Source organism: Roseovarius ramblicola (genome assembly GCF_042430665.1).
In the GTDB taxonomy this organism is placed as follows: domain Bacteria; phylum Pseudomonadota; class Alphaproteobacteria; order Rhodobacterales; family Rhodobacteraceae; genus Roseovarius; species Roseovarius ramblicola.
Map to the genome: position 1 here is coordinate 1 of NZ_JBHMEC010000035.1, position 12,866 is coordinate 12,866.

Here is a 12,866-nt window from a genome sequence, read left to right on the forward strand (position 1 = left end):
GCAGCCGTGGGACGAGTCCGTCCGGGGAAAGCGGAACCACGGCCATCACCCGTTTTGTGCAACAGAGTCCACTGATACGCCGCGCGTTTTCATTCACCCTTCGCGGAGATAACTTTCAGTACGGTCGGACCAGCCGTCGTGCCCGGGGCTTGTCCTGCCGTGATGCCCCCGTGAACCGGGCCGTTGTCAAAGGACACAAGCCTTGCCCGTCTTTCGCGCGGCCCCCCGGCGCATCCCGCGCTACCGGCGCTGAAACACGATCATTGTCAGGGCCAGCATACTCGATCCCAGCATCAGCAGCAGCGACACCGCGTTCAGCAGCGGTGTCGAGCCTTCCTTGAGACGATCGAACATGGCGATTGTCAGAGGCGCGTCCGACCCCACGAGCATCAATGTGGTGTTGAAATTCTCGAAACTCATCAGGAATGCCACGACGAAAGCCCCCACCAGCGCCGGCGCCAGGAAGGGCAGAGTCACCGTGCGCACCGCCGTCAGCCGTCCGGCGCCCAGGTTCAGCGCCGCCTCCTCAAGGCTGCGGTCGAACTTCTGCAACCGCGCCGAGATCACCAGAGTGGCGATCGTGGTGATGAAGGAAAACTGCCCCAGGATCACCAGCACCAGCCCCGGGCGCAGCGCCACCAGATCCCATTCCCAGGCATCCCAGGCCGCGTTCGCCACGGTCGAGGAAAACACGAGGATCGAGATACCCAGGACGATCCCCGGGATCACCAGCGGCAGGAGCATCAGAACATAAAGCAGCCCGCGCCCACGGAACCGGTAGCGGTTGAAGAGGAAGGCGTTGCTGGTGCCTACCACCAGCGACAGCGCCGAAACACAGGCGCCCACAAGCACCGAGGTGCCGATCGCCCTCAGGATCCGCCGCTCGTGGAACACCCCGACCTGCGGGCGCGTATCGCCGAAGAACCAGTTCCAGGTGAAGCCCTCCCAGGGCAGCGCGGGGAAAACGCTGTCATTGAAGGCAAAGACGGCCACCACCGCCAGCGGCAATGCCAGATAGACGAAGAACAGCGTGACATAAGCGCCGTAGATCAGGCGATAGGCGCGCGGGCGCGGCATCGACGGAATCATCGTGCGTGCCCCCTCATTCGGACCCCATCGTCTTTTCCAGCGTCTGCCCGGTCAGCCGCAGCATCGCCCAGACGATTACCGACGACAGCACCAGCAGCAGGAACCCGAAAGCCGCGCCCAGCTCCCAGTTGAAGCGGACGATGAACTGCGAATAAATCAGCTCAGTGAACCAAAGGCTGTCCTTGCCGCCCAGCATCGTCGGCGTCAGGTAGTTGCCGAGGCTCAGCATGAACACCACAATCGAGCCCGCGACGATGCCGGGCACGGCGTGGGGGATGACGATCTCGCGCAGCACGCTCGGCCCCGATCCGCCCAGGTCATAACCCGCCTCGATGATGCCGTCGTCCAGCGATTCCAGCGTCGTGACCAGCGGCACCACCATGAACAGCATCGAGGTGTAAACCAGCCCGACCATCATCGCCGCGTCGTTGTACAGCATCTCGACCGGGCGATCGGTCAGGCCCAGCCATTGCAGCAGTCCCGATATCAGGCCGGTCTCGCGCAGCAGGATCATCCAGCCGAAGGTGCGCACCAGCTCGGACACCCAGAAGGGCACCAGGCACAGCAGGAAAAGCGCCGACTGCACCCGGCCGCGGGCGATCTTGGCGATATAAAACGACACCGGAAACCCGATCACCAGCGTGATCGCGGTGGCCAGAACCGCCATCACGGCGGTGCGCAGGAAAGTCCAGAGATAGAGCGGCTCATCAAGGAAAGTGCGGTAGTTGGCCATGCTGACCGCGTATTCTCCCACGCCGACTCGTTCGCGCAGCGACAGCAGCGCCAGGTCGATATGCGGGATCACGATCAGCAGCACCAGCCACAGCAGCAACGGCGCGATCAGCAGGACGAAGCCGAGGCGGGTTCCGGCGCGCATGATTCAGCTCGCCCCGGAGATGCCGGCCTCGGGACCGCGTTCGGGAAAGCAGGCGGCTTGATCCGCAGCCCAGCCAACTTGCACCCGGTCGCCGCGCCCCAACCCGGCGAAGCGGCCCGATTGCGGCAACGCCATTTCGAGAACGGTCCCGGTTTCAACGCAACGCAGAAGGGCGCGGCTGGCTGCGCCGTTGAAAAGGATATCGGTCACCTCGCCCGACAGCCGGTTGTCACAGCCGGCCAGTTCGGCCGGGTCGTGCCCCGGCAGGACCAGTTCGGGCCGCACGAAAATTTCGGCCCGGTCACCCGCTGCGGAAACGCCGCGCAGCGCGGCCCGGAGAGTCAGCCCGTCGTCGGCCTGCATCTCGGAAATCCCGCCCGACACCCGCGCGACACGCCCGCGCCAGCGATTGGAATCCCCCACGAACCCGGCGACGAAGGCCGTCTCGGGGCGGTAATAGAGGTCGCGCGCATTGCCCAGTTGCTCGAACCGGCCGGCATTCATCACCGCGATACGGTCCGACATCACCAGCGCCTCGGACTGGTCGTGGGTGATGTAGACGAAGGTGGTGCCGAAATCGGCCTGCAACGCCTTTAGCTCGATTTTCATGCGTTCGCGCAGCTTCAGGTCCAGTGCACCCAACGGCTCGTCCAGCAGCAGCACATCGGGTTCCAGGACCATGCAGCGGGCGATGGCAACGCGCTGCTTCTGTCCGCCCGAAAGTTCGGCCACCTTGCGCGGGCCGATCCCCGGCAGGCCGATCCGCTCAAGCACGGCATCGACCCGGTGCGCGATCTCGGCGCGTGGCAGGCGCTTTCGACGAAGGCCGTAACCGATATTGTCGGCCACGTTCATCATCGGGAACAGCGCGAGATGCTGAAACACCATGTTCACGTTGCGCTTGTTGGGCGGCACGTCAATGACCGAACCGCCCCTGATGCGGATATCTCCGGATGTCGGTTCAAGGAAGCCGGCGATCATCCGCATGATCGTTGTCTTGCCACAGCCCGACGGCCCCAGAATCGAGAAGAACGACCCGCGTGGCACAGTGAAGGACACGTCGTCCACCGCCGTCACGCCGTCAAATTGTTTCACCAGCGCACTGCATTCCAGATCGGGTGCACTCATCGGGCGGATACCTCCTGCGCGCGGGGCGCGAATTCATGCGTGTCGGGACAATAATGTGGTTTCATGCCGGACCCGGCCGGTTTAGCGATCACCCCCCCCGACGACCGTCGGCCGGCATGGCCGCGCCCGCCTGCCCTGATCGCGCAGGCGGGCGCGGAGGCGGCGTTTACTGCGCCGCCTTGACCCGGTCCAGGATGCCGCCCTCGATCGCCTCGAGCCCGGCCGGCACCGGCGGATACCACTTTATGTTGTCCACGGCCTCGGGCGGGAAGCTCGCCTGATAGCGCGCCTTGAGATCGGCCGAAACGTATTCGTCAGCTCCCTTCGACGCTGTGAAATTGCCTGCCGTGTCGGTGATCATCGCCGCAATCTCGGGCTGCATGACGAAGTTGATCCAGTCATAAGCGGCCTCGTCGGCGCGGCCTTTGGCGGGCAGCACGAAAGTGTCGATCCAACCCAGCGCGCCGGCTTCGGGGGCCACGAAGGTAATGTCGGGATTGTCGGCATTCAGCTTCCAGCCGCCGGTATCCCAGGCCATTGAGGCAACCACCTCGCCCGAGCGAACGAGATTCATGAGCTCGTCACCGCCGCCCCAGTACGCCTTGACGTTGGGTTTGCAATCAATGAGCTTCTCACCCACGCTCTCCATGATTTCCGTATAGGTATCGGCGTCGTCATAGGCGGCGAAAGGGTCCATGCCCATCGCGAAGGCGAAGCCGATCAGCGTCGGGCGCTTGAGCCTGTAGGACACCTTGCCCGCCACCGCATCGACACAGAGATCGGTATAATCGGTGACATCCGGCGCCTCGGCTGTATTCACCACCAGTCCGCTCGTGCCCCAGACATGGGGCACACCATAGACTTTGCCGTCCACCGTGGTATTGCCCTTGGTTGCCGCCAGCATCGAGGGAATGAACCGGCTCTCGTCGATCTGTGACAGGTCGATCGGCTTGTAGATGCCGAATTCCATCTGCGGCCCGGTAATCCGGTCCTGGCTGGGCTGGGCAAGGTCGAACCCGCCGCCGCCGGTGGCGCGCAGCTTGGCGATCATTTCCTCATTGTTCGACAGGGTGACTTCAACGGTATGGCCGGTCTCTTCCTCGAACTTGGCGATGACGGTTTCGGGCGCGTAGTTGCCCCATGTCAGCAGGCGCAGCGTTTCTGCCGCGGCCGGTTGCACGAGCGCCAGAGATCCGGTGAGGACCGCGGCGCATGTCAGGTAGGTGGAGTGTTTCATTTGCTTTCCCTGATTGTTGCAGCATGGTCGGATTTGTTCGTTTTTGTGTGTTAACGCAGGATCGGTGACGGTTTGATGAAAAGCAAGTCCTCCTTTCGCGGTCTCCATTTCAGTGTCCCTTGAACGATCTTTCACGGTCGTCGAAAGAGGCGCGTCATTTCGAAAAGGCTGTCGAGTTGTTCGAAACGCTCACGCGCCTCGGGCCAGCGTTCCTCCTGGGTGGCGGCGATGAGCGCCTCGACGAGCGACAGCGTGGCGATGTTGGAATCCCAGGCCGACGGGATTTCACCCCAGCAATGAAACGTCGCCTCGGCCAGTCCCGCGACCGGGCTTGCCCACTGGTCGGTCACCAGGATCACCCGCACCCGCCTCTCCGACGCGATTTCGGCCAGACGCAGGAGGTTCTCCTCGTATCGCCGCATGTCGAAGATCAGCAGCGCATCGCCATCTTCCATGTCCAGCACGTAATGCGGCCACGTGGCCGGAGACGAGGTCAGGTGGGTGACGCCTTCGCGGATGGCCTGGAAATGGGTAAAGGCATACTCGGCCAGCGACCGCGTGATCCGGCCTCCGACGATGTAGACCCCCGCATCACTTGCCAGCAGCCGCGCGGCCGCATCGAACTGCGCGGTGTCGACATTGGCGAAGGTCTGGGTAAGGTTCTGCGTCACCGCGCCGGCGAACCGGTTCAGCATATGCGATTCCGGCGCTTCCGTGGCCCATACGGCGCGGCGCTCCGTCGGCCCCGAAACCTTGGCCTGAAGCTCTTGCAGGAGCGCCTGGTGGAATTGCGGATATCCCTTGAAGCCCAGTTTCTGCACCATCCGCGCCACCACCGGTGCCGAAACACCCGCCCTCTCGGCCGCGGCGGTGATCGAGGCGAGCCCGGCATTGGGATAATCCTGCACCAGTGCATTGGCGAATTTGCGCTCGGACAGTGTCAACTCCCGGTAATGGCTGCGCAACAATTGGCGTACCGTCGGTGTGACGGCGGCCATCGGGCCTGGTGAAGCGACGTGCGGGTCGGTGGGGGGATCGTCGGTCACGGAAAGACCTCTTGCGATGGTGTCACAGGCGGAATTTACGGTGCGGCCTGCCGAACCGGATTTCTTCTACCGCGTTTCTGGAAAAATATTGACGCAAAACGTATCACGTGGAAAGCTTTTTCCAGAAACGGGGGTAAGGATGGCCGGAAATGACGATGACGCCTTTGAAATCCTGAGCGCCGGCGGCACCGGCCCGGCGGTCATCGTATGTGAACATGCTTCGAATCACATTCCGGCGGAGTATCACGGGCTCGGGTTGAGCGAGGACGCAAGACAGAGCCATGCCGCGTGGGATCCCGGCGCCGAGGCGGTGGCGCGGCGCGTGGCAATGGCACTGGATGCGCCGATGATCTCGGGGCGGATCTCGCGTCTGGTGCATGATTGCAACCGCCCGCCCGGCGCACCGGGCGCCATGCCGGAAAGAACCGAATTCATCGAGGTGCCGGGCAATGTCGGGCTGGACGCCACCGAGCGCGCCGCGCGGGTAAGGCAGGTCTATGACCCTTTCACCCGGGCGCTGACCAACCTTCTGGACCGACGCCGCAAGGCCGGGCACCGCTTCGCCCTGGTTACCATTCACAGTTTCACACCCACCTGGCTGGGCCGGCCCCGCGACGTGGAAATCGGCATCCTTCACGACGATGACAGCCGCCTCGCCGACGCGATACTGGCGCGGGGCGCGGACATTTCAGAGCGCCGGATCGAGCGCAACGCGCCTTACGGTCCCGCAGATGGCGTCACCCACACGCTGCGCCTGCACGGAGTCGCGGGCGGCTTGCCGAACGTGATGATCGAACTGCGCAACGACCTGATCGCAACCCCCGCCGATCAGGACGGAGCCGCCAGGGAACTGCTTGACCTGCTCTGCCCGGCCCTGGCCGGCCCCGGCCGAGTTAAAGCTCATGGTGACGCATGATGCATAGGGCGATGAAACGTTACATCCGTGCCATCGACCGGATGAACCGCTGGCTCGGGCGAATGACGATGTACCTTGTGTTCGTTCTGATGGGCGTGCTGTTGTGGTCCTCGTTCTCCAAGTCGTTCCTGGCGCCTGCCGCATGGACCCTGGAAACCGCGCAATTCGTCATGGTGGCCTATTATGTCCTGGGAGGGCCCTATTCGATCCAGTTGGGATCGAACGTAAGGATGGACCTGTTCTATGGCGACTGGTCACCGCGGACCAAGGCGTGGGTCGACGCGGTCACGATCTTCTTCCTGCTCTATTACCTGGTGATACTGTTCCTGGGCGCGGTAAGCTCGACCGCGTATTCGCTGGGCTATTTCGGATCCGATCCCTTCGTTTTCTTCGGCGACCTGTTCGCGACCTTCCTGACCGATGGACTCAGCGGCGCACGCGAGAAGATCGGATTTCTGGAACGCAGCCCGACCGCCTGGCGACCGCAGATCTGGCCGATCAAGGTCGTACTGTGTGTCGGCGTGCTGCTGATGATCCTGCAATGCATCGCCGAATTCTTCCGTGATCTCGAACGGCTGAGCGGGGGCGAACCCGATGCCGCATGAAATGATCGCGCTGATCATGTTTGCCGGCATGATGCTGATGCTGATGACCGGACAGCGCGTCTTCGGCGCCATCGGCTTCGTGGGGGCACTCGCCGGGGTGCTTCTGTGGGGTACGGGAGGTGTGGAAATCCCGTTCTCGGCGGCGATGAAACTGATGAAATGGTATCCCTTGCTGACGCTGCCGATGTTTATCTTCATGGGCTATGTCCTGTCCGAGAGCCGCATCGCCGACGATCTTTACAAGATGTTCCATGTCTGGATGGGGCCGGTACGGGGCGGTCTGGCCATCGGCACGATCGGATTGATGGTGCTGATCTCCGCGATGAACGGGCTGAGCGTCGCGGGCATGGCGATCGGCGCGACCATCGCCCTGCCGGAATTGCTGCGGCGCGGCTACGACAAGATAATGGTCACCGGCGTCGTGCAGGCCGGGTCGTCCCTGGGTATTCTCGTGCCGCCCTCGGTGGTGCTGGTGCTCTACGCGATGATCGCGCGCCAGCCGGTGGGGCAGTTGTGGCTGGCGGGGGTCATCCCGGGGCTGCTCATGGCCTCGCTCTTCATCCTCTATATCTATATCCGCTGCCGGATTCAGCCGCATCTCGGCCCGGTTCTGCCCGAAGACGAGCGCAACGTGTCGATGTCCGAAAAGCTGCGCCTGCTGCGCGCGGGGCTGCTGCCGCTGATGATCTTCGCGGTGATGATGGTGCCGTTCGTCAAGGGTTGGACCTCGCTGGTGGAAAGTTCGGCCATCGGTGCGTTGGCCGCCTTCCTTGCCGCCGTGCTCAAGGGACGGATGACGCGGGCGGTGTTCGAGACGACGGTGCGCAGTACGCTGGCGATTTCATGCATGTTCATGTGGATCATCCTCGCGGCACTCGGCTTTGGCGCGATCTTCGACGGGCTGGGAGCGGTGAACGCCATCGAGGGGCTGTTCACCGAGACGCTCAATCTCAGCCCGTGGATGATCCTCATCCTGATGCAGCTCAGCTTCATCATCATGGGCACGTTCCTGGACGACACCGCGATGCTGGTGATCGTCGCCCCGCTCTACGTGCCGCTGGTGGGGGCGCTCGGCTTCGACCTGATCTGGTATGGTGTGCTCTACACGATCACCACGCAGATTGCCTATATGACACCGCCGTTCGGCTATAACCTGTTTCTGATGCGCGCCATGGCCCCGCCCGAGATCGGGTTGCGCGACATCTACCGCTCCATCGTGCCCTTCGTGGGCGTGATGGTGGTGGCGCTGGCGCTGGTGATGATCTTTCCGCAGATCGCCCTCTGGCTACCGGAATACGTATACGGAAAATAACCCCAGAAGAGCCCTGACCAAGGGGCCATCATTGCAACAAGGAGAAGAACGATGACGACGACAAGACGCAAGTTCCTGAAATCTGCCGGTGCCGGTGCAGTGGCCGCCCCGCTCGCCGCCCCCGCGCTCGCACAATCGACGATCACCTGGCGGATGCAGACCTATGCCGGCGCAGCACTGGCCGAGCATGTGGTAAAACCGGCTATCGACACGTTCAACAAGATCGCGGGCGACCGCATGCAGATCGAGCTCTTTTATGCCGATCAGCTGGTGCCGACGGGCGAGCTGTTCCGCGCCATGCAGCGCGGCACCATCGACGCGGTGCAATCCGACGATGACAGCATGGCAAGCCCGACCGAAGTCACCGTCTTTGGCGGCTATTTCCCGTTCGGCTCGCGCTACAGCCTCGATGTGCCGGTGCTCTTCAACCAATATGGCCTCAAGGAGATCTGGGACGAGGAATACGCCAAGGTCGGCGTCAAGCACATCAGCGCCGGGTCGTGGGACCCGTGCCACTTCGCCACCAAGGACCCGATACACAGCCTGGAGGATCTCAAGGGCAAGCGCGTCTTTACCTTCCCGACGGCGGGCCGGTTCCTGTCGCAGTTCGGCGTGGTCCCCGTGACCCTGCCCTGGGAGGATATCGAGGTCGCGGTGCAGACCGGCGAGCTTGACGGCATCGCCTGGTCGGGCATCACCGAGGATTACACGGTGGGTTGGGCGGATGTGACCAACTACTTCCTGACCAACAACATTTCGGGCGCATGGGTTGGCCATTTCTTTGCCAATATGGGCCGTTGGGAGGAACTGCCGGAGGATCTCAAACTTCTGCTCGCCACCTGCATGGAACAGTCGCACTACTATCGCCAGTGGTGGTATTGGGGCGGTGAGGCGCGGCTGCGCGTGAATGGTGAAAAGATGAAGCTGACCACGATCCCGGATGCGGAATGGGCGACGGTGGAAAGCGCCGCGCGGGAATTCTGGGACGAGATCGCGGCGCAATCCGAGACCAAGGCCAAGGTCGTGGAGATCTTCAAGCAATACAACGCCGATATGGAAAAGGCCGGACGCCCCTACCGCTATACCTGAGCGGGGCCTTAACCGAGACCAGAAGGGGGCCTGTGCCGGGCCCCCTTTCCCAAGCCTGAATGGAGCGAAAGACCATGACTGCCCTGACACTGGATGCGCTGAAAACCAAGGCCGCGAGCGGCGAGATCGACACGGTGCTGGCCTGCGCGGTGGACATGCAGGGCCGCCTTGTGGGCAAGCGGTTCCACGTGTCGAACTTTCTCGAAGCGGGGCATGAAGAGACGCATTGCTGCAACTACCTGCTGGCTACCGATCTGGAGATGGAAACGCCCGACGGCTACGCCGCGACAAGCTGGGCAATGGGCTATGGCGATTACACGATGAAGCCGGACCTGGCCACGCTCTGCCCCGTGCCGTGGCTGGAGGGGACTGCCATGGTTTTGTGCGATTTTCTCGATCATCATTCCCACGGTCCCGTACCGCACAGCCCGCGCCAGATCCTCAAGGCGCAGATCGAACGCGCGACGGCCATGGGCCTGACGCCGATGATGGCGACCGAGTTGGAGTTTTTCCTCTTCCAGCGCTCCTATGACGAGATCCGCGCCAGCGGTTACCGTGACCTCGCGACTCTGGTGAAATACAATCAGGATTACTCGATCCAGCTCACCACTCGGGATGAACATGTGATGCGCCCGGTGCGCAACGCGCTGTACGCCATGGGCATTCCGGTCGAGAACACCAAGGGTGAGGCCGAGATCGGGCAGGAAGAGCTCAACATCCGCTACGGCGACGCTTTGGAGGCGTGTGACCGCCACACGCTGGCCAAGCACGCGGTCAAGGAAATCGCCGACCAGCATGGCCATGCCGCCACATTCCTGCCGAAGTGGCATGCCGACCGGGTGGGCAGCGCCGCGCATATCCACCAGTCGCTGTTCGGGGATGGTGAAAATGTATTCCACGATGCGGACGGCGCGCATGGCATGTCGCGGACAATGCGCCGGTATGTCGCCGGGCTCTTGAAATACGCGCCTGACTGCATGTTGCTGATGGCTCCTTATATCAACAGCTACAAGCGGTTCGTGCCCGGCACATTCGCGCCAACCAAGGCGACCTGGTCCATCGACAACCGAACCGCCGGTTTCCGCCTTGTGGGCGAGGACAGCAAGGGCGTGCGCATCGAGTGCCGCATTCCCGGCTCGGACATGAACCCCTACCTGGCCTGCGCGGCGCAACTGGCCGCCGGTCTTGCCGGGATCGACGAGGAGCTGGATCTGCCGGAGCCTGTAAAGGGCGATGTCTACGGAATGGACGACGTGCCCGACGTACCGCACACCTTGCGCGCGGCAACCGAGACGTTCCGCAACTCGGCGATGCTGCGCGCGGCGCTCGGGAACGACGTGGTCGATCATTACTCGCGTGCGGCGGAAATCGAACAGGAGGATTTCGACCGCGTCGTCACCGGATACGAGCTTCAGCGCGGTTTTGAGCGGGCCTGACCGCCCTTGAAAGCAAACATGACCCATTTCGCAATCAGCCCGACACACGAGAAGGATTCCCATGACTCTCGCCGCAAACTGGTCCTACCCCACCGCCATCCGCTTCGGCTCTGGCCGGATCGCGGAACTCCCGGATGCCTGCGCCGGTGCCGGCATGACCCGCCCGCTATTGATCACCGACCGGGGGTTGGCCGCGCTTCCGGTCACTGAAACTGCGCTCGGGATACTGCGCAAGGCGGGGCTGGAGGCGGCCATGTTTGCCGATGTCGATCCCAACCCCGACGAGATCAACCTTGCCGCCGGCGTGGACGCCTTTCACTCCGGCGGGCATGACGGGGTGATCGCCTTCGGCGGCGGCTCGGGGCTCGACCTCGGCAAATGCGTGGCCTTCATGGCCCGACAGACCCGGCCGGTCTGGGATTTCGAGGATGTCGGAGACTGGTGGACCCGCGCCGACGCGTCCGCCATCGCACCGATCGTGGCCGTGCCCACGACCGCCGGGACCGGGTCCGAGGTCGGGCGTGCCGGGGTGCTGACGAATTCGCAAACCCACGAGAAAAAGATCATCTTTCACCCCAAAATGCTGCCCGCCACCGTGATATGCGATCCGGAACTGACAGTCGGCATGCCGCCTGCGATCACCGTGGGAACGGGGCTCGACGCCTTCGCGCATTGCGTCGAGGCGTTCTCGAGCCCGCATTACCACCCGATGTCCCAGGGCATCGCGCTCGAAGGGATGCGGCTGGTGATCGAGAACCTGCCCCGCGTCTTCGACACCCCCGACGACATCGAGGCCCGCGCCCACATGATGAGCGCGGCGGCGATGGGGTCCACCGCGTTCCAGAAGGGGCTGGGTGCCATCCACGCCATGAGCCATCCCGTTGGCGCGCATTTCAATACCCATCACGGCACCACGAATGCCGTGTGCATGCCGGCCGTGCTTGACCTCAACGCGCCGGCGATCAGTGCGCGGTTCGACCGGGCTGCCGGTTACCTGGGGCTCGAAGGCGGTTTCGCGGGTTTCCGCAGCTTCGTGGACCGGTTCAACCAGAGCCTCGGCGTGCCCCTCGGCCTTGCTGCGCTTGGCGTGACCGCGGATGCTGTCCCCGCACTCGTCAAGGGTGCGATCAAGGACCCGTCCTGCGGCGGCAACCCTGTCACGCTGACTGAGGAGAACCTCACCGCGCTTTTCAATGCCGCGATGTAGACAGGGCGGGAAAGGCCGCACGTCCGATTGGGGGCACGGCTGTACCGGCACCAGCCCCAACCGGTGCGGGCGATGCAGCGGGGCCAGCACGCAAACGGCAACGGGGGTCAAGGATGCCGCGTCAGACGCGGCGCAGCGGCACGACCCGGCGGCTTTGCGGTTTCAGGGCATCGCGGACCCGCGCGGCGATATCCGCGTCGGTCATGCCTGCATCCTCGTACATCTCTTCTGGAGTCGCCTGTTCGATGAACCGGCCGGGCAGGCATATGTTGCGAAGGATCAGGCCGGTGTCGAACGCACCGCGCCGGGCCAGTTCATGCTTGACGATGGAGCCGAACCGGCCCTTGGCGCCCTGCTCTACCGTGACCAGGGCACGGTGGCCGTCCACTAGGCGCATCAGGAGATCCGTATCAAGGGACATTGCAAAGCGGGCATCGGCAAGACTCGCGCTGATACCCTCCCGTGTCAACGGCGGAGACAAAACCGGCCACGTGGCGGCGCAAAACCAGGCCAGTGGCGGGGCGCCAAGCGCCATGGCGCGCGCTCCCCACATAGCTGGCGCGTGCCATGGCGCATTGGCCCGCAGGATCAATCCTGTCACGGGTGATCAGGTGCCAGCATTGGCTTTCCGGGCGCGACTCTGGACACGCCTGTAGCTCTCACCGTTCATCTCGAGAATACTGAAATGGTGGGTCAATCGTAACCGGTGTTCTGATGCCACCTTCCTTGTGAGCATATGATCTGCGAGTCCCTGCGCGGTGTAGTTTGGCAGAAATTTTCTCCATGGAGCGCTCAACGGATTTTCTCACGGATTTAGATGTAGTTGTTGGCCCCCGGGGCCATCGGCGGTGGCCGGAGGCTCTGTTGCACAAAACGGGTGATGGCCGTGGTTCCGCTTTCCCCGGACGGACTCGTCCCACGGCT

General features: G+C 63.3%; 12 protein-coding genes and 1 pseudogene. 6 read left to right on the forward strand and 7 right to left on the reverse strand.

Annotated features, from left to right (window positions below; all coding sequences use genetic code 11):
- Positions 1–240: 240 nt before the first annotated feature.
- The 5 genes from ACFFU4_RS17740 to ACFFU4_RS17760 form a co-directional block, all read right to left on the reverse strand.
- Entirely contained in the window at positions 241–1,089 is an 849-nt protein-coding gene (locus ACFFU4_RS17740; RefSeq protein WP_377071229.1) for an ABC transporter permease, read from the reverse strand.
- Between the two features lie 13 nt (positions 1,090–1,102).
- Positions 1,103–1,966, reverse strand: a complete 864-nt coding sequence (locus tag ACFFU4_RS17745; protein ID WP_377071230.1) for an ABC transporter permease — start codon at positions 1,964–1,966, stop codon at positions 1,103–1,105.
- Between the two features lie 3 nt (positions 1,967–1,969).
- A complete protein-coding gene (locus tag ACFFU4_RS17750) occupies positions 1,970–3,094 on the reverse strand; it encodes an ABC transporter ATP-binding protein (protein ID WP_377071231.1) in 1,125 nt (374 codons plus the stop codon).
- Between the two features lie 166 nt (positions 3,095–3,260).
- Entirely contained in the window at positions 3,261–4,331 is a 1,071-nt protein-coding gene (locus ACFFU4_RS17755; protein WP_377071232.1) for an extracellular solute-binding protein, read from the reverse strand.
- Positions 4,332–4,462: 131 nt separating this feature from the next.
- Positions 4,463–5,329 carry a MurR/RpiR family transcriptional regulator gene (locus ACFFU4_RS17760; protein WP_377071239.1) on the reverse strand — a complete coding sequence of 289 codons (867 nt, stop codon included), beginning with the start codon at positions 5,327–5,329 and terminating at the stop codon, positions 4,463–4,465.
- Between the two features lie 187 nt (positions 5,330–5,516).
- Between ACFFU4_RS17760 and ACFFU4_RS17765 the strand changes: the two genes are divergently transcribed.
- The 6 genes from ACFFU4_RS17765 (at position 5,517) to ACFFU4_RS17790 (ending at position 11,942) form a co-directional block, all read left to right on the forward strand.
- Positions 5,517–6,293 (forward strand): N-formylglutamate amidohydrolase, encoded by a 777-nt coding sequence (locus ACFFU4_RS17765; RefSeq protein WP_377071240.1) that lies wholly within the window; start codon positions 5,517–5,519, stop codon positions 6,291–6,293.
- Positions 6,293–6,898, forward strand: coding sequence for a TRAP transporter small permease subunit (locus ACFFU4_RS17770; protein WP_377071233.1), 606 nt, complete (start codon positions 6,293–6,295; stop codon positions 6,896–6,898). The genes ACFFU4_RS17765 and ACFFU4_RS17770 overlap by 1 nt, the downstream gene beginning before the upstream one ends.
- Complete coding sequence (locus tag ACFFU4_RS17775; protein WP_377071234.1) at positions 6,888–8,210, forward strand: TRAP transporter large permease; 1,323 nt, start codon at positions 6,888–6,890, stop codon at positions 8,208–8,210. The genes ACFFU4_RS17770 and ACFFU4_RS17775 overlap by 11 nt, the downstream gene beginning before the upstream one ends.
- 51 nt (positions 8,211–8,261) lie before the next feature.
- Complete coding sequence (locus tag ACFFU4_RS17780) at positions 8,262–9,299, forward strand: TRAP transporter substrate-binding protein (protein WP_377071235.1); 1,038 nt, start codon at positions 8,262–8,264, stop codon at positions 9,297–9,299.
- 74 nt (positions 9,300–9,373) lie between these two features.
- Positions 9,374–10,735, forward strand: coding sequence for a glutamine synthetase family protein (locus ACFFU4_RS17785; protein ID WP_377071236.1), 1,362 nt, complete (start codon positions 9,374–9,376; stop codon positions 10,733–10,735).
- Between the two features lie 61 nt (positions 10,736–10,796).
- Positions 10,797–11,942, forward strand: a complete 1,146-nt coding sequence (locus ACFFU4_RS17790) for an iron-containing alcohol dehydrogenase (protein WP_377071237.1) — start codon at positions 10,797–10,799, stop codon at positions 11,940–11,942.
- Positions 11,943–12,063: 121 nt separating this feature from the next.
- Here the strand turns inward: ACFFU4_RS17790 and ACFFU4_RS17795 are convergent, their stop codons facing one another.
- Both ACFFU4_RS17795 and ACFFU4_RS17800 read right to left on the reverse strand, forming a co-directional pair.
- The gene (locus ACFFU4_RS17795) at positions 12,064–12,477 is read right to left on the reverse strand and encodes a transketolase C-terminal domain-containing protein (protein WP_377071238.1); all 414 of its coding nucleotides are present in this window, start codon (positions 12,475–12,477) and stop codon (positions 12,064–12,066) included.
- Positions 12,478–12,549: 72 nt separating this feature from the next.
- Positions 12,550–12,642, reverse strand: a pseudogene (locus tag ACFFU4_RS17800) (ATP-binding protein); the annotation flags it as partial.
- Positions 12,643–12,866 lie beyond the last annotated feature (224 nt).